Annotated in this window: 17 protein-coding genes; 6 read left to right on the top strand and 11 right to left on the bottom strand. The window is 70.5% G+C overall.

What is annotated here, in order from left to right; genetic code table 11:
* Positions 1 to 107 precede the first annotated feature (107 nt).
* Entirely contained in the window at positions 108 to 896 is a 789-nt protein-coding gene (locus OJ962_RS01570) for a hypothetical protein (protein WP_202953102.1), read from the top strand.
* A gap of 63 nt (positions 897 to 959) precedes the next feature.
* Here the strand turns inward: OJ962_RS01570 and OJ962_RS01565 are convergent, their stop codons facing one another.
* Positions 960 to 1511 carry a TetR/AcrR family transcriptional regulator gene (locus OJ962_RS01565; RefSeq protein ID WP_202953101.1) on the bottom strand — a complete coding sequence of 184 codons (552 nt, stop codon included), beginning with the start codon at positions 1509 to 1511 and terminating at the stop codon, positions 960 to 962.
* A 69-nt stretch (positions 1512 to 1580) separates the two neighbouring features.
* On the opposite strand from OJ962_RS01565, the gene OJ962_RS01560 reads away from it, so the two are divergent.
* From OJ962_RS01560 to OJ962_RS01550, 3 genes are read left to right on the top strand one after another with little or no spacing between them, the layout of a single operon-like run.
* The gene (locus OJ962_RS01560) at positions 1581 to 2714 is read left to right on the top strand and encodes an acyl-CoA dehydrogenase family protein (RefSeq protein WP_202953100.1); all 1134 of its coding nucleotides are present in this window, start codon (positions 1581 to 1583) and stop codon (positions 2712 to 2714) included.
* Positions 2715 to 2716: 2 nt separating this feature from the next.
* A complete protein-coding gene (locus OJ962_RS01555; RefSeq protein WP_202953099.1) occupies positions 2717 to 4480 on the top strand; it encodes an acetyl/propionyl/methylcrotonyl-CoA carboxylase subunit alpha in 1764 nt (587 codons plus the stop codon).
* A complete protein-coding gene (locus OJ962_RS01550) occupies positions 4477 to 5979 on the top strand; it encodes a carboxyl transferase domain-containing protein (protein ID WP_202953098.1) in 1503 nt (500 codons plus the stop codon). Before OJ962_RS01555 ends, OJ962_RS01550 begins: the two co-directional genes overlap by 4 nt.
* Here OJ962_RS01550 and OJ962_RS01545 read toward each other — a convergent pair.
* Positions 5969 to 6643, bottom strand: coding sequence for a hypothetical protein (locus tag OJ962_RS01545; RefSeq protein WP_202953097.1), 675 nt, complete (start codon positions 6641 to 6643; stop codon positions 5969 to 5971). The two genes, OJ962_RS01550 and OJ962_RS01545, sit on opposite strands and share 11 nt — an antisense overlap.
* 38 nt (positions 6644 to 6681) lie before the next feature.
* Between OJ962_RS01545 and OJ962_RS01540 the strand changes: the two genes are divergently transcribed.
* Positions 6682 to 6873, top strand: coding sequence for a hypothetical protein (locus OJ962_RS01540; RefSeq protein WP_202953096.1), 192 nt, complete (start codon positions 6682 to 6684; stop codon positions 6871 to 6873).
* On the opposite strand, the gene OJ962_RS01535 is transcribed toward OJ962_RS01540, so the two are convergent.
* A complete protein-coding gene (locus tag OJ962_RS01535) occupies positions 6855 to 7406 on the bottom strand; it encodes a cysteine hydrolase family protein (RefSeq protein ID WP_202953095.1) in 552 nt (183 codons plus the stop codon). The genes OJ962_RS01540 and OJ962_RS01535 overlap by 19 nt on opposite strands.
* A gap of 60 nt (positions 7407 to 7466) precedes the next feature.
* Between OJ962_RS01535 and OJ962_RS01530 the strand changes: the two genes are divergently transcribed.
* Positions 7467 to 9578 carry a M1 family metallopeptidase gene (locus tag OJ962_RS01530; RefSeq protein ID WP_202953094.1) on the top strand — a complete coding sequence of 704 codons (2112 nt, stop codon included), beginning with the start codon at positions 7467 to 7469 and terminating at the stop codon, positions 9576 to 9578.
* On the opposite strand, the gene OJ962_RS01525 is transcribed toward OJ962_RS01530, so the two are convergent.
* Genes OJ962_RS01525 through OJ962_RS01490 form a run of 8 tightly spaced genes read right to left on the bottom strand, consistent with a single transcriptional unit; the run spans position 9575 to position 16780 of the window.
* A complete protein-coding gene (locus tag OJ962_RS01525) occupies positions 9575 to 10441 on the bottom strand; it encodes a zinc-binding dehydrogenase (protein WP_202953093.1) in 867 nt (288 codons plus the stop codon). The two genes, OJ962_RS01530 and OJ962_RS01525, sit on opposite strands and share 4 nt — an antisense overlap.
* Positions 10438 to 10758, bottom strand: a complete 321-nt coding sequence (locus OJ962_RS01520) for a luciferase domain-containing protein (RefSeq protein ID WP_238930988.1) — start codon at positions 10756 to 10758, stop codon at positions 10438 to 10440. Before OJ962_RS01520 ends, OJ962_RS01525 begins: the two co-directional genes overlap by 4 nt.
* 49 nt (positions 10759 to 10807) lie before the next feature.
* The gene (locus OJ962_RS01515; protein WP_202953091.1) at positions 10808 to 11989 is read right to left on the bottom strand and encodes a Gfo/Idh/MocA family protein; all 1182 of its coding nucleotides are present in this window, start codon (positions 11987 to 11989) and stop codon (positions 10808 to 10810) included.
* On the bottom strand, positions 11990 to 12991 hold the full coding sequence (locus OJ962_RS01510) for a sugar phosphate isomerase/epimerase family protein (RefSeq protein ID WP_202953090.1): 1002 nt from the start codon (positions 12989 to 12991) through the stop codon (positions 11990 to 11992).
* 16 nt (positions 12992 to 13007) lie between these two features.
* The gene (locus tag OJ962_RS01505) at positions 13008 to 13799 is read right to left on the bottom strand and encodes a DeoR/GlpR family DNA-binding transcription regulator (RefSeq protein WP_202953089.1); all 792 of its coding nucleotides are present in this window, start codon (positions 13797 to 13799) and stop codon (positions 13008 to 13010) included.
* Entirely contained in the window at positions 13796 to 14662 is an 867-nt protein-coding gene (locus OJ962_RS01500) for a creatininase family protein (RefSeq protein WP_202953088.1), read from the bottom strand. Before OJ962_RS01500 ends, OJ962_RS01505 begins: the two co-directional genes overlap by 4 nt.
* Complete coding sequence (locus OJ962_RS01495; RefSeq protein WP_202953087.1) at positions 14655 to 15878, bottom strand: Tm-1-like ATP-binding domain-containing protein; 1224 nt, start codon at positions 15876 to 15878, stop codon at positions 14655 to 14657. The genes OJ962_RS01500 and OJ962_RS01495 overlap by 8 nt, the downstream gene beginning before the upstream one ends.
* Positions 15878 to 16780 (bottom strand): sugar phosphate isomerase/epimerase family protein, encoded by a 903-nt coding sequence (locus OJ962_RS01490; protein ID WP_407697478.1) that lies wholly within the window; start codon positions 16778 to 16780, stop codon positions 15878 to 15880. Before OJ962_RS01490 ends, OJ962_RS01495 begins: the two co-directional genes overlap by 1 nt.
* Positions 16781 to 16800: the final 20 nt, after the last annotated feature.

The raw sequence follows: 16800 nt of genomic DNA, 5'->3' as shown, positions 1-16800 counted from the left end.
CGCGCCACCTGCGACACGCGGTTCGCGCGCGGCGAGTACCGCGTGCGGGTGGTGAACGCCGGCTGGAGGGCGACGCTGGTCAGCCGCCGTCTGCAAACGTTCAGCGCATGGACACCATCCGGTGGAGCCATCCCGACGGCGACTTCACGATCTCCAACAGCGGCGGGCGCCTGCTGATCGGCATCGAGCCCAAGCCCGACGGCGGCTGGTACTCGATCTGGGCCGACTGGGGATGGGAGGGGCCGGAGCTGGGGCTGCACGAGCCCCTCGAATGGGAAGACGAGCACGGCAACCGCGCCCGGGCGGCGTTCGGGCTCGGCAACGCCGCGGTCCGCATCTCGATCCGCCCCGAAGGCGACGACGGCAGCCTCGACGACGCGCCGTCCGTGCTGCTGGACCGCGAGCACTGGATCGAGGCCGTCCACGCGCTGCTGCAGCCCGCCCGCGGGGAGTTCTGGGCGGAGGTGGCCGCCGCGCAGCCGCCCGAGGAGCCGTTGCCCGGCGAGGACGATGAGGACGACGAGAACGACGAGGAGTTGCCGGAGGTCCGCTGGACCGGTGACGGCGGCGACTTCGTCATCACCAACCACACGAGCGACCTGCTGCTCTCGATCGAGACCGACGACGACACGATCTCGGTCTGGGCCCCGGAGTGGGACCTCGCGACGCTCGCGGCGCTCGACGAGCCGGTCACGTGGGAGGACGACGACGGCTGGAGGGCGCAGATCGCCAAGCTCGCGCCCCGCAGCCGGCTGCGTCGTCCCGAGGTGCAGATCGGGTTCGGGTTCGAGCACGAGGCGCCGACCCAGGTGACGCTCAGCCACAAGCAGTGGAAGGGCGTCGTGGAGGTGCTCGCCGAGCCCCTCGACAGCGACTACTGGGACATCAGCGACTGAGGTCGAGCGACGTCAGGGACGTCGTCGACGTGCGCGCCCGCGAACCGAAAACAGCGGCGCTGATCACTTCAGGATCATGTCGCAGTAGCCGTCGGCGATCTGGTCGGCGCTCAGGCGGCCGTTCGGATTCACCCACGTGGCCGTGTGGTTGACCATGCCGAGCAGCGCGAAGTGCTGCAGGCGGTCGGTGATGCCGTTCGCGCGCAGCTTGCTCGCGAGGATCGCCTCGAAGGCGTCGCGGCTCGCGCGCACGGCCTCCCACTCGGGCTCGCGCTCGATCGCGTGGCGCTCCTGGGCGAACACCGCCATGTGGTCGAGGTGGGCCTCGATGTGCCGCACCCAGACGCGCACCAGCTCGCGCAGCTGCTGCTCGGGCGTGCCGCTGTCGATGGCCGCCGCCTGCTCGAGCAGCGGGTCCATGAGCTCGCTGAAGATCTGCAGCAGCAGCGCCCGCTTGGAGCCGATGTAGTGGTACAGCCCGCCGCTCCGGAGCCCGGTCGCCTCGCTGAGCTCGTCCATCGACGTCGCCTGGAAGCCGCGGCGCGCGAACAGCGCGGCGGCGATGCTGACGACCTCGCGCTGGCGGCGGTCGTATTTCTCTCTTCGGGCGGCCATTCTGTAACGAACCAGGGGCTCCGCCCCCGGACGCCCGTTTTTATAACGAGCGTTCGGTATAAGTTGTACATGAACTTCGATCTCCCCGACGACCACGAGCTGATCCGGCGCACGGTGCGCGACTTCGCCGAGCAGGAGGTCGCTCCGGTGGCGGAGGAGCTCGACCGCACGAAGGCGTTCCCGTACGCGATCGTCAAGCAGCTCGGGGAGCTCGGGCTGATGGGCATCCCGTTCCCGGAGGAGTACGGCGGGGCGGGGGCGGACTCGCTGGCCTACGCGATCGCGGTCGAGGAGCTCACGCGTGTGGACTCGTCGGTGGCGATCACGCTCTGCGCCCACACGTCACTCGGGACGCAGCCGATCTACCTGTTCGGCTCCGAGGAGCAGAAGGCCGAGTGGCTGCCGAAGCTGACGAGCGGCGAGGTCCTGGGCGCGTTCGGGCTGACCGAGCCCGAAGCGGGGTCGGACGCGGGCAACGTGCGCACGCGCGCCTCGCTGAACGAGGACGGCTGGACGATCAACGGCGCCAAGCAGTTCATCACCAACGCGGGCACGGACATCTCCGGCGTGGTGTGCATCACGGCGCGCACCGGCGAGGACGAGATCTCCAACCTGATCGTCCCGAACGGCACGCCGGGCTACTTCCAGGGCGAGCCGTACCGCAAGATGGGCTGGAACGCGTCGGACACGCGGCCGCTGACGTTCGAGGACTGCGTGGTGCCGGAGGAGAACCTGCTCGGCCCGCGCGGCGCCGGCTTCAAGCAGTTCCTGCACGTGCTGGACATCGGGCGCATCGGCGTGGCGGCGATGGGCGTCGGCCTCGCGCAGGGCGCGCTCGACCAGGCGCTGGCCTACGCGAAGGAGCGGCGCGCGTTCGGCAAGCCGATCTCCAAGTTCCAGGCCATCCAGGCCAAGCTCGCCGACATGGCGACCGAGATCGAGGCGGCGCGGCTGCTCGTCTACAAGGCCGCGCGGCTCAAGGACCAGGGCCGCAACTTCACGCTCACGGCCGCGCAGGCGAAGCTCAAGACGGGCCGGCTGGCGGTACGCTGCGCCGAGGAGGCCGTGCAGATCCACGGTGGCTACGGCTACATCGAGGAGTACCCGGTCTGCCGCATGTACCGGGACGCGAAGATCCTCACCATCGGCGAGGGCACCGACGAGGTGCAGCAGATGGTGATCGCGCGGGCGCTCGGGGCCTAGCCGTGTTCGACTCCGTGCTCGTCGCCAACCGCGGCGAGATCGCGCGCCGGGTCCTGCGGACGCTGCACGGGCTCGGCATCCGGTCCATGGCGATCTACACCGAGGCAGATCGCGACGCGCCGCACGTGCGTGAGGCCGACGCCGCCGAGCTCGTCTCGTCCTACTTGAGCATCGACGAGATCATGGTCGTCGCCGCGCGCTGCGACGCGGTCCATCCCGGCTACGGGTTCCTGAGCGAGAACCCGGCGTTCGCGCGTGCGTGCGAGGAGATGGGCGTCGTGTTCATCGGGCCGTCGGCGGACGCGATCGAGCTCATGGGGGACAAGGTGCGCGCGAAGGCGGCCGCGGAGGTTGCGGGCGTGCCGGTCGTCCCCACGTACACCCCGGAGACGGCGGAGTACCCGGTGCTGGTCAAGGCCGCGGCGGGCGGCGGCGGGCGCGGCATGCGGGTCGTCGAGCGTCCGGAGGACCTGGCGGACGCGATGGCGGCGGCGAGCCGCGAGGCCGCCGCGGGCTTCGGGGACGACCGCGTCTTCCTCGAGCGCTTCCTCCCGCGCGCCCGGCACATCGAGGTGCAGGTGATCGGCGACACGCACGGCACCGTGATCTCGCTCGGCGAGCGCGAGTGCACGCTCCAGCGGCGCCACCAGAAGGTGATCGAGGAGTCGCCGTCGCCGGTCGTGGACGCGGCGCTGAGGGAGGTCTTCGGCCGCGAGGCGGTGGCGCTGGCGCAGGCCGCGGGCTACGTCGGCGCGGGGACGGTCGAGTTCATCGCCGACGCAGACGATCCGTCGCAGCACTTCTTCCTGGAGATGAACGCGCGCCTGCAGGTCGAGCACCCGGTTACGGAGCTGGTGACGGGCCTGGACCTGGTCGAGCTGCAGCTGCGCGTGGCGGCGGGTGAGCCGCTGGACGTCCAGGTGGAAATGACCGGCCACGCCATCGAGGCCCGCGTGAACGCCGAGGACCTGCGCTTCTTCCCGTCCGCCGGTCCCGTGCTGCTCGCCCGGTACCCGTCCGGCGTGCGCGTGGACGCGGCGGTCGAGACCGGGAGCGTGGTCGGCACGGACTACGACTCGATGATCGCCAAGGTCATCGCGCACGGCCCGGATCGCCGCACCGCCCTCGCGCGCCTGGACCGTGCGCTCTCCAACACCGCGATCCTCGGCCTGGAGACCAACGTCGGCTTTCTGCGCTCGCTGCTTGCGCGCGACGACGTGCGCGCGGGGGAGATGGACACGGGCCTGATCGGCCGCCTTGACCCGCCGGAGCCGCCGCTCACCGACGAGGAGGCCGCCGCAGCCTGGGCTTCCGCACAACTGCGCCGCGCCGGCGACGACCCGTGGCAGCGCGTGGACGGCTGGCGCCTCGGCGGCGCGCGCGCCCCGTCCTACTGGACGCTCTCGGTCAACGGCGGCGCCCCGATCTCTATCGAACACAACCTAAAGGGGTCAGACCCCTTAAGGTTGTGTTCGGGTCCGTGGGTGGCGGTCGATGGGTGGACGTGGCGGGTCAGCGAGCCGAGCGCGGAGGACTTGCACCACGTCGCGGGCGACGGGGAGCTGCGGGCGCCGATGCCCGGGTCGGTGCTGCTCACGCCGCGGGCGGTGGGCGACGAGGTCAAGGCCGGCGAGCCCGTGGTGGTGCTGGAGTCGATGAAGATGGAGCTCTCGCTCACCGCTCCATCTGACGGCACGGTGACCGAGCTGAAGGTGAAGGTGGGGGACAAGGTGGGGCGGGACGAGATCGTGGCGGTGGTCGCATGACGCACGCGGAGCTGGTCGCCGACCTGAACGCGCAGCTCGAGCGCGTGCGGCTGGGCGGCGGGGAGAAGGCCCGCGCACGGCACACCAGCCGGGGCAAGCTGCTCCCGCGCGAGCGCGTGGACCGGCTGCTCGACCACGGCGCACCGTTCCTGGAGTTGAGCCCGCTCGCCGCGCACGGCATGTACGACGGGGACGCGCCCGGCGCGGGGCTCGTCACCGGGGTCGGGCGGGTGCAGGGCCGCGAGTGCGTGATCGTCGCCAACGACGCGACGGTCAAGGGCGGCACCTACTACCCGATGACGGTCAAGAAGCACCTGCGCGCGCAGGAAGTGGCGCTGCACAACCTCTTGCCGTGCATCTACCTGGTCGACTCGGGCGGGGCGTTCCTGCCGCTGCAGGACGAGGTCTTCCCCGACCGCGAACACTTCGGCCGGATCTTCTTCAACCAGGCGACGATGTCCGAGAAGGGCATCCCGCAGATCGCCGCGGTGCTCGGCTCGTGCACGGCGGGCGGCGCGTACGTGCCCGCGATGAGCGACGAGTGCGTGATCGTCCGCGAGCAGGGCACGATCTTCCTCGGCGGCCCGCCGCTGGTGAAGGCCGCGACGGGCGAGGAGGTCACCGCGGAGGAGCTGGGCGGCGGCGACCTGCACTCGCGCACGTCCGGCGTCACCGACCACCTCGCCGACGACGACGCGCACGCGCTGGCGATCGTCCGCGACATCGTCGCCACGCTCCCGAAGCCGACCCGCGCCTGGGAGCGGATCGCGGTCGAGCCGCCACACCACGACGCGGACTCGATCTTCGACGTCGTGCCCGCCGACGTCCGCAAGCCCTACGACCCGCACGAGCTGATCGCGCGGCTGGTAGACGGCTCGCACTTCCACGAGTTCAAGGCGCTGTACGGGCCGACGCTCGTCACCGGCTTCGCTCATATCCACGGCCACCCGGTCGGCATCCTGGCCAACAACGGGATCCTGTTCAGCGAGTCCGCGCTCAAGGGCGCCCACTTCATCGAGCTCTGCGATCGCCGCCGCATCCCGCTCGTGTTCCTGCAGAACATCAGCGGGTTCATGGTCGGCAAGGACTACGAGGCGGGCGGCATCGCCAAGCACGGGGCGAAGATGGTCACGGCGGTCAGCTGCGCGCGCGTGCCCAAGCTCACCGTGATCGTCGGCGGGTCGTTCGGCGCCGGCAACTACGGCATGTGCGGGCGCGCGTACTCGCCGCGCTTCCTGTTCATGTGGCCGAACGCGCGCATCTCGGTGATGGGCGGCCAGCAGGCCGCGACCGTGATGGAGACCGTCGGCCAGCCGGAGGTCGGCGCGTCGCTGCGCGAGCAGTACGAGGAGCAGGGCCACCCGTACTACGCGACCGCACGGCTGTGGGACGACGGCGTGATCGACCCGCGCGACACGCGCGACGTGCTCGGGCTCGCGCTCGGGGCGTGCTCCGGCGCGCCGCTGCGCGACGTGGGCTACGGCGTGTTCAGGATGTAGTCGACTGGAACGGCCAGGCCGTCACGTAGCGGATGCCCGCCGTGTCCTGGCCGAGCCGGAGTGTCTTGCGCGAGTTCGCCGGCACGGTGACCGCCGGTCCGGACGTGATCACCCAGTCGAACTGCTGCGGCGCGTCGCCCTCCTTCTCCTGCCACGCGATCAGCGCGATCTTGATCGTCAAGTCGTCGTCGTTGGGGTTGTGCAGCTCGAGCGCGTCGAACGGGTCGTCGAACTCCTTCGACGGCTTGCCCTCGTTGAGGTACTGCTCGATCACGACGCCGCCCTCGGGCATGTCCGGGTAGTCCACCTGCTTGAGCTCGACCACCTCGACCCGGACGTCGTAGACCTCGTCCGCACGGGCGCCCTCGAACTTGAGGATGTCGAAGTCCTCGAAGAACGACGGGATGATCATCGTGCCGTTCGTGCTGCCGAACGCGCTCGTCACCTTCAGGCCCGAGATCGGCTGGCTCGTCGAGTCCAGCGGTGTGATCTTCAGCTTCGGGGCGACCGCCCCCAAGCCGTCGTTCTTGATCGTGAGGACCTGGTCGAACTCGTCCTCCTCGCCGATCGCCTGATACGAGAAGCTCAGCTCCTCCGCGGTGGTATGCGTCAGCCAGCCAGGCGCGCCGAACAGGGCCAATCCGAGAATCACGATCGTGAGCACGCTCGCCCTCGTACCCCGATTGGGCTACAACAATGAGCATGACCATCGCACCTGAGAAGTCGAAGGTCGACGGCCCGACCCACGACGGCGAGAAGATCTGCCACATCGTCCCCGAGGACGACCCGGACACCGCCCTCTGCGGCAAGGACGTGACGGGCTGGCCGTGGAACCCGCCGTGGCCCTACTGCATGGTCTGCCTGGACCTCGCGGGCTACGACGTGACGGGCTGAAACACCTCGGCCGCCGGCGACAGGTCGGCGTGCAGGTTGCGCTCCATCATCTTCAGCGCGGCGTCCGCGAGCTCTTTGTCGATGTGCGCGACGGCGTCGCGCGGCACAGTCACCTCATACCCGCGCAGGTACGCGTCGAGCGCGGAATAGAGCACGCACTGCTCCGTGACCTGGCCGACGAGCACCACCTTCTTGACGTCGCCCACGCTCAGCACGTGGTCCAGGGCCGTCTGGTAGAAGATCGAGTGCCGGCCCTTGGGCAGGAACGCGACGCCGTCGCTGGGCGCGATCGGCTCGACGAGCTCGGGGTGCTCGCCCTTCAGCGCCCGGTCGACCAGCTGCTCGCGGCCGACCTCCCAGGCGTCGTAGTTGTCCTGGACGTAGACGAGCAGGATGTCGTCGCGCTCGGCGGCGGTGTCGCGCAGTTGAACCATCTGCGGCAGCTGACGCTCGACGCACTCGGCGAGTTGGTCGGCGTCCTCGTGGTCGTACGCATTGAGCATGTCCACGACGATCAGGGCGGTGGTAGGCACTTGACGGCGTTCCTACCGCACGGCAACGTTCCGTGAAACGAGAGGTTCCGGGAGGTTGATGTGCGCAGGCTCGTAGGGGTGATGGCGGCGTCGCTCGCGCTGGCACTGGTGCCGGCCGTGGCCGAGGCGAAGGGCATCTCGTTCAAACCGGGAGCGCCCGGGATCGGGGATCCGTACTTCCCGCTGGACGGCAACGGCGGCTACGACGTGTCCCACTACGGGCTCACGCTCAGCTACGACCCGGACACCGACGTGCTGCGCGGTGTCGCCAAGCTGGAGATTACCGCCAAGCAGGACCTCTCGAGCTTCAACCTCGACCTGATCGGGATGAACGTGCGGCTCGCGCTCGTGGACGGCTGGCCCGCGCGGGTGAGCCGCAGCGGCGGCGAGATGACGGTCAAGCCGCTGAAGGGGATCCGGCGCGGGGAGCGCTTCAACGCGTACTTCCTCTACGACGGCGTGCCGCAGACGATCGACGAGGGTGTCCTCGGCCTGTCCGGCTTCATCCACACCGACGACGGCACATACGTGGCCGGCCAGCCGGACTCCGCCGCGTACTGGTACCCGGTCAACGACCATCCGCTCGACAAGGCGTCCTACTCGTTCTCGATCACGGTCCCGCGCGGGCTGGAGGCGATCGCGAACGGCGAGTTGCGCGACGTGAGCACCTTCGGGCCGTGGACGACGTGGAAGTGGGAGGCGAAGGAGCCGATGGCGTCGTACCTGACGACGGCGACGATCGGCGAGTTCAAGGTCGACGCCTACAAGGCCAACGGCATCAAGTACTGGGACGCGATGGACCCGGACCTGCTCGCCGAGCCCGAGCCGCGCACCGGGCGTCAGATGGCGATCTCGCAGATCGCCGAGCCGTCTTGGAAGCGCCTCACTCGCACCATCGACGTCCCCGCGGGCGGCGGTGAGCTCTCGTTCTGGGTCCGGCGCGAGACCGAGCCCAGCTGGGACTTCTTCTTCGTCGAGGCGCGCCCGGCCGGCACCGAGGACTGGACGACGCTGCGCGACCTCAACGGTCACAACTCGCAGGTGACGGCCGGCGCGTGCAACGGCCTCGGCAGCATCTACGCGCAGGTCGCGAGCTACATCGACGTCGTCAACGGGCAGTGCGTCCCGACGGGCACGACCGGCGAGTGGTGGGCCGCGAGCGGCTCCAGCGACGGCTACGAGCAGTGGCGCGTGGACCTCGGCGCCTACGCCGGGCAGCAGGTCGAGTTGTCGCTCACCCACGCCAGCGACGACCTCTACCAGATCGCGGGCGTCGAGCTCGACGACATCGTCGGCCCGGGCGGGCAGGGCACGACCTCGTTCGAGGCCGACGGCAACGTGTTCGACGGCTGGACCGTGAGCGGCCCGCCCGCCGACGCGCCGCCGAACGAGAACGACTGGATCGTGGGCGGCGCCGCGCAGACCCCGCCGACCGAGGGTGAGGTCGCGCGCTCGGCGCTCGACCAGCAGCCGCAGATCATCACGTTCCTGGAAGGGCTGTTCGGCCGCTATCCGTTCTCGTCCGCGGGCTCGATCGTCGACGATGTCGAGGGCATCGGCTTCGCGCTCGAGAACCAGACCCGGCCGACCTACTCGCGCGCGTTCTTCAACGTGCGGTCCGAGCCGGCGGAGAGCGTGGTCGTCCACGAGCTCGCGCACCAGTGGGTCGGTGACTCGCTGGCGATCTCGCTGTGGCGGCACCTGTGGCTCAACGAGGGCTTCGCCACCTACACCGAGTGGCTGTGGAGCGAGGAGCAGGGCCGTTCGACGGCCCAGGACTTCTTCGACTTCTACGCCTCCCAGCCGGCCGACGACCCGTTCTGGTCGATCAAGATCGGCGACCCGGGCCCGATCGACCTGTTCGACGGCGCCGTCTACGACCGCGGGGCGATGACCCTGCACGCGCTGCGGACCCGGATCGGGGACGGTCCGTTCTTCCGCCTGCTGCGCGAATGGATCGCCCGCAACCGCGGCGGCAACGTGGCGATCCCGCAGTTCATCGCGCTCGCCGAGCGGATCTCCGGCCAGGAGCTCGACCCGTTCTTCGACGAGTGGCTGTTCACGCCGGCCAAGCCGGCCAGCCTCGGCGACGCGGCCGCGATGCGCAAGGCCGGCTCGACGCTGCGCGTCGTCCCGGGCGGCCACGGTCCGATGAAGCGGGTGACGCGCTAGAGCACGAGCAGGGTCTTGCCGACCGTCGCGCGCGCCTCGATCGCGGCGTGCGCGGCGGCGGCCTGCTCGAGCTCGAAGCGCTGGCCGATGATCGGCTTCAGGCCGGCGGTCAGCGCGCGCTCGGTGTGGTGGCGCTCGGGGCGGCCGGTCTTGACGAGCGTGACGTCCCGTGCGGCCGCCTGCTCGGGCGTGATGTCCGCCCAGGCGCCGCTGGCGAGGCCGTAGGAGAGGATGCGGCCGCCGGGGGAGAGCGCTTGGAAGGCCGCGCGGGCCGCGGCGCCGCCGACGCCGTCGAACACCACATCGGCGGCCGGCAGGTCGTCATAGCGCCTGGGCGCGCCGCCCAACCGCTCGACGACGTCGTGCTTGGACTCGCTCGCGGCCCCGACCACCGTCGCGCCCGCCCGCCGCGCGAGCTGGACGAGCAGCGTGCCGACGCCTCCCGCCGCGGCCAGGACGAGCACCCGCTCACCGGGCTGGATCGCCGCCGCGTCGGTGAGCAGCGTCGCGGTGCGGCCGTCGGCGAGCAGCGCGACCGCGTGATCGAGCGGGAGCTCGTCCGGCACGTCGAAGAGCTCACCCGGGACGGCGCGCTCGGCGTAGCCGCCGCGGCCGTTGAGCGAAGCGACCACGCGTCGCCCCTCCAGCCGGCCGCCGACGCCGTTCCCGGGGATCATGGGGAGCTGCACCGGGAACGGGCCGCGGCCGGCTCGGACCTGCGTCTCGACGAACGTGACGTTCGCGAACTCGACCTTGATCAAACCTAAAGAGGGACTGTCCCTCTTTAGGTTCGTGGGCTCCGGCGCCTCACCCGCCTCGAGCACCGAAGGCGGGCCGAACGCGCGCAGCCAGACGGCCCTCACGGGGTGGGGAGCCCGTAGCGCTCGATCACGCGGTCGTAGTTGAGGCGCAGCAGCTCGATCGCGTCGCGCACGTCGTCCTCGCTGCGTAGGTCACGCGAGCCGAACCCCGGCTTGTTCGGGAAGACGGGGTGGTAGTCGATCCGGCCGGCGTCGTGGAGCTCATGCCAGACGGCCTTCGGGAAGCCGATGTGCAGCACGCGGTCACCGTGCACGTGCCCGATCTCGCGCGCGCCCACCTTGAAGGCGTACTCGCCCCGCGAGCCGTGCTCGGCGTGCACGCCGGGCCACGCCTCGACTTCTTCAGCGATCGTGGTCATACCGGGCATCGTCGCTGGGACGACGCCCGGTGACCAGACGCCTTTGGTCCTAGGACCGGTAGCTCAGCGTCTCGCGCGCGCCGTTCCCGGCGGAGCGCAGCATCGCGTCGCAGATCTCGGCCGCGCGGTAGCCGTCCTCGAAGGTGGCGCCGTGCGGTCCGATCTCCGTGTCCTCGCGGATCGCCGAGAGGAAGTGGTGGATCTCGTGGACGAACGTGTGCTCCCAGCCGATCATGTGCCCCTGCGGCCACCAGTGCTCCCAGAACGGGTGGTCGGCCTCGGACACGAGCACGGTGCGGAAGCCTTGCGCCAGGTCGCCGGGCTTGGAGTCCCGGTAATGGACCTGGAGCTCGTTCAGGCGCTCGATGTCGAAGCTCAAGGACCCCTTGGAGCCGTTGATCTCGAACGTGAGCCCGTTCTTGCGGCCCGACGCGAAGCGCGTGGCCTCGATCGTGCCGACCGCGCCGTTCTCGAAGTCGACGATGGACTCCACGGCGTCGTCGACGGTGACGGCCTGCCCCTCGCGGTTCTTGACGAAGGTCCGCGTGTGGGCGCTCACCGCGCTGATCTCACCGACCAGGTAGCGCGCCAGATCGATCACGTGGGCGCCGAGGTCGCCCAGGGCGCCCGACCCGGCCACGTCCTTGTCCAGCCGCCAGACCATCGGGAAGTCCGCGTCGATGATCCACTCCTGCAGGTAGCTCCCACGGAAGTGGAAGATCTCGCCGAGCTCGCCCGACTCGATGATCATGCGCGCGAGCCGAACGGCCGGCACGAAGCGGTAGTTGAAGGCGCACATCGCCTTCACGCCCGCGGCCTGCACGCGCTGCCACGTCTCGTACGCCTCGTCCGCGGTGCGCCCGAGCGGCTTCTCGCAGATCACGTGCTTGCCCGCCTCGGCCGCCGCGATCGTCGGCTCGGCGTGGAAGTTGTTGGGCCCGGAGTTGTCGAACACGCCGACGCGGTCGTCGGCGATGATCTGCTTCCAGTCGGTCACATAGCCGTCGAAGCCATAGCGGCGCGCCGCGCCGGCGACGGCCTCCTCGTTGCGCCCCGCGATCGACACCAGCTGCGGCATCAACGGCGGCGGCCAGGTCATGTAGGCGAGCGTCTTGTACGCGTTCGAGTGGGCCTTGCCCATGAACCCGTACCCGAGCATGCCGATGCCGACGGTGGGGACGTCATCCCCGCCCGCCGACTCTCCCATCGTGACGAATCCGACCTTGCTCATCTACGCCTCCCGCGCGAACGCCGCGTCGAACGCCACCGTGGACGGCGCGAAGTCCGTGCGCCGCACGAACGCCAGCGCGTCGGGCGCGCCCCAGTCCCGGTCCATCCCGGAATCCTCCCACTCGATCGACAACGGCCCGCGGTAGCCGATCCGGTTCAGCGCCCGGAACAGCGCCTCGAAGTCCACGTCGCCGTGCCCGGGGGACACGAAATCCCAGCCGCGGCCGGCCTCGCCGAAGTTCAGGTGCCCGCCGAGGATCGACGTGCGCCCGTCCAGCGTCTTGATCGAGTCCTTGACGTGCACGTGGTAGATGCGGTCCGCGAACTCGGTCACGAACGCGGCGCTGTCGAGGAACTGGTGCGCGAAGTGCGACGGGTCGAAGTTGATGCCGAACCCGGGCCGGTTGTCGAGCGCGTCCAGCGTCTTGCGCGTGGTCACGAAGTCGTAGGCGATCTCGGTGGGATGGACCTCGAGCGCGAAGCGCACGCCCTCGGCGTCGAAGACGTCGATGATCGGCCCCCAGCGCTCCGCGAAGTCCTCGTAGCCGCGCTCGATCTCCGCGAAGTCGTTGGGCGGGAACGAGTACAGCTGGTGCCAGATCGACGAGCCGGTGAAGCCCGTGACGACCTCGATGCCGAGTTGCGCGGCCGCGCGCGCCGTGTCCTTCATGCGCTCGGCGGCACGCTGACGCACGCCCTCGGGGTCCCCGTCCCCCCACACCTCCGGGTCCAGCACCCCTTGATGGCGCGAGTCGATCGGGTCGCACACCGCCTGGCCGGTGAGGTGCGCGCCGATCGCCCAGATGTTGAGACCGTGGCGCTCGAGCACCTCGCGCCGGCCGGCGCAGTAGGAGGGGTCCGCGAGCGCCTTGGGCACCTCGAAGTGGTCACCCCAGGTCGCGAGCTCGAGGCCGTCGAACTCCCACTCGCCGACCTTCTTGGCCAGCTCCTCGAAGCCCAGGTCGGCCCATTGGCCGGTGAACAGCGTTACGGGTCGTGCCATCCCTCGTTCTCCTCCGTTACTTTGCGATCTCGAGCGCCACACCGGCCGCCCGGAAGTCGTGCGCGGTCGCGTCGTCCAGTCCCTCATCCGTGACGATCGCGTCCAGGTCCTGCGCGCGGGCGATCGTCAGCAGCGACGCCCGCCCGAACTTGTTCGAGTCGATCAGCCCGACGGTGCGGGCCGCGTTCGCGCTCGCGACGTTGATCACGTCCGCGAGCGCGCGGCGCGAGGTCGTGAGCCCCGCGTCCAGCGTCACGCCCGCGCACGAGACGAACGCCAGCTCGAAGTTCAAGCCCGACATGAAGTCGGTCGTCCAGCGCCCCGCCAGCAGCCGCATGTGCTGGTCGAGCTCGCCGGGCGTGACGATCACCAGCATCCGCTCGTCCGCCAGCTCGTAGGCGATCGCGGGCGAGTTGGTGACCAGCGTGAGGTTCGACGCCGACTCGCTCACCAGCTGCCGCGCCAGCGCGAGGCAGGAGGACGAGGAGTCGAGGAAGATCGTCGAGCCCGAGCGGACCTCGCGCGCGGCGTGCGCGGCGATCGCGGCCTTCGCGCCACGCGAGGCCGCCGCCCGCTGCTCCCAGCCCGTCGGCGGGATCGCCGTCGCCGGCCCGGCCGCCGCCAGCGCCCGCGCCCCGCCGTGTACGCGCTCGACCAGCCCGTCCTTAGACAGCTGCTCGAGGTCACGGTGGACCGTGATCGACGACACCGTCAGATCGCGCGCCAGGTCGGCGACGGACACGCCGCCGTCGCGCTGGATGCGCTCCAGGATCTGCTGGCGCCGCAGCGCGGGCGGCGTGGTGCTCACACGCGCTCCTCGAACGCGCGCCGGCGCACGTCCACTTTCAGCGGCCGGAACTCGTCGATCGCCCGCACCAGATGACCGGAGAAGCGCGAAAGCGCCTCCTCGCCCTTCTCGGCGGTGGCCGTCAGCGGGTTGCCGATCACGCCCGTGCGCGAGAACTCGCCGTGGTCCATCGGGAACGAGAAGTACTGGTAGCCCTCGAACTGGACGTCGGGCGCGCCGTCGGACTTGAGCATCGAGTCCGGCAGCCACTCGGGCGCCTGCGCGCGGTCCTCGGCGGCGCGGTCCATCCGCACCAGCGCCGCGTTGTGCGCCAGCACCTGGGAGGTCTCCAGCTCGCTCGCGTGCCAGCCCGGCGTCTCCTCCGGCGGGTTGTCCAGCAGCCCTTCGAGGATGCCGATGTAGCGCTCCGCGTACGGCTTGTAGAGCGCGACCAGCGCGCCCGTCTCGTACTTGATGCGCCGCAGCAGCGGGTCCAGCACCTTGACGTTGGAGCCGTGCCCGTTGACCAGGATCAGCTTGTTCCACCCGTGGTGGATCAGCGAGCGCAGGATGTCGTAGAGCACCGCGTTGAGCGTCTCGGCACGCAGCGTGATCGTGCCCACGGCCGACTCGGTCTCGCGCATGTGCTGCGGCGAGTAGCCGGCCCAGAACGGCGCGGTGTAGGGCACATCGGCCTGCTCGGCCGCGCGCCGCGCGACCTCCAGCGCCGTGATCGTGTCCGTCCCGAGCGGCAGGTGCGCGCCGTGCTGCTCGCACGACCCGATCGGCACCAGGATGATGTCCGACTTCTCCTGGAACCACGCGATGTCCGGCGGCGCGAGGTCCATGATGCAGTGCGAGACGGGACGAGCTGAATCAGGCATAGGCTCCGACGAGGGCGAGGTAACGGGTGGCGACCACGTCGGCGAAGTCGTGGTCGTCGACGTGGGCGTCGACGGCTTCGAAGCGGATGTCGGCGCGCAACGCGCCGCTCAGGGCTTCCAGGAAGGCGGAGTCGGCCTCCGGGTCCCACAGGTCGCCGCCCTCGGCGTCGGCCAGCGAGAACCCGCGCAGCGGCGCGACGACGTGCACGGGCCCGGTGGCGCCGTTCAGGCGCTCGGCGACGATCGCGCCGAGCTCGGCCTCCTCGTCGCGGTCCAGCCGCACGAGCGTCATCACCGGGTTGTGGAAGTACGTCTTGCGCGCGCGGTATTGCAGCGGCAGCGACTCGCGCGGGCCCTGGTTGAAGAAGTCCACGCAGCCGGGGACGACGACCTGGGGGAGGCCGAGCCGGCCGGCGACCGTGAGCCGCTCGGGCCCGGTCGCGTGCATCCCGTCCTTCAAGGAGTTCGCGACCTCGGACAGGGTGTAGTCGACCACACCCTGCAGCGCACCCTCTTCGCACAGGTGCTCCATCGCGGGTCCGCCGACGCCGTTGGCGTGGAAGATCACGGGCTCATGCCCGGCCAGCGCGAGGTGCTCGCGCAGGCGCATCACGCCCGGGGTCGTCTGCCCGAGCATCGTGACGCCGACGCAGTGCTCGCCCAGCGTGCCCAGCGCGGAGCCCGCGTCGTGGACCATGCCCGCCATCGCGGCCGCGGCGTTGTCGAAGATCGGCCGCGAGATGCCGTTCAGGCCGAGGATGTCGACGACCGAGTGCATGACGCAGACGTCGCTCTCGCCGACGAAGGCCGCGAACGTGCGCCGCCCGCTCGCGCTCGGCGACACGAGCAGCTTCGGGACGCCCACCGGCAGCGCCTGCATGGCCGCCGCGCCCAGCAGCGCGCCCTCCGCGCCGCCCAGGCACAGCACGCCCTGGACCCGCCCCTCGGCGAACAGGCGCACCACGAGCGCCCGGACGCCGTCCACCATCAGCGACACGGCCGCGCCGCGCGAGCCCGCCGCCTGCACGTCGGCCAACGCGTGGCCGCCCGCCGCGGCCACCTCCTCCCGGCCGATGTCCGCCTTGCAGCCCGGCTCGCCCAGGATGCCGCTGTCGATCACCACCGCGCGCACCCGGAACGCCTTCAAGCGCTCGCGCACGTACGCGATCTCGTCGCCCTTGGTATCGAGGGTCCCGATGAGGGCGACGGCGGGCATCAGACGGTGGATGTGCTCCCGGCCAACGCCGCGCGCAGGTGGTCGATCGACGCCTGGGCGCAGCGGTCGTAGTAGGCCTCGGGGACCGCGCCGGTCGAGTGGTCGCGCAGGAACTTCTCCATGGCGACGCCGCCGCCGGCCTCGGACGCGTCGCCGATCTCGCGCTCGGAGATTGAGCTGCGGTCCAGCGAGGGGACGAACTCCGCCGTCATGTGCCCCTGGTAGCCGATCGTGTGCAGCGCGCGGACGATCGCGTCCCAGTCGAGCGCGCCGTGGCCCGGCGGCATGCGGTTGTTGTCGGCCACGTGGAAGTCGGCGAGCCGGTCGCCGGCCTGGTGGATGGCGTCGATCAGGTCGGCTTCCTCGATGTTCATGTGGAACGTGTCCAGCGCGACGCCGCAGTTGCCGCCGACCTCCTCGGCGAGCGCGAGCGCCTGCTCGCCGCGGTTGAGGAAGTACGTCTCGAACCGGTTGAGCGGTTCCAGCGCGATCCGGACGCCGACCGACTCGGCGTGTGCCTGGCACTCACGCAGCGACTCCACGCACCAGCGCCACTCGTCCGCGGGCGAGCCCATCGGTGTGATCTTGCCCACGGTCGACGGCACGACCGTGACGATCTGGCCACCGAGCTGGGACACGAACGTCAGGCAGTCCTTGACGTACTCGACGCTGCCGATCCGCATGTAGCGATCCTCATGGCACAGGTCGCGCGCGCCCATCATCAGCGTCACGGCGCCCCAGCAGACGAGCCCGTGCTCCTCCAGCAGCCCGCGCACCCGGCCGACGTCGTATTGATCGGGCTCGCCCGAGATCTCGATCCCGTCGTAGCCCAGACGCGCCAGCCGCTCGATCGTGCGCTCGATCGGCTCCGGCCGCATCCAGTTGTGCATCGACACCTTGATCGCCACTGTCTTCCTCTCCT

Origin of the sequence: Solirubrobacter deserti (assembly GCF_027587175.1) — a bacterium.
Lineage (GTDB): Bacteria > Actinomycetota > Thermoleophilia > Solirubrobacterales > Solirubrobacteraceae > Solirubrobacter > Solirubrobacter deserti.
The sequence above is the reverse complement of the archived record's forward strand: the minus strand, read 5'-3'. Positions and strand labels throughout refer to the sequence as shown.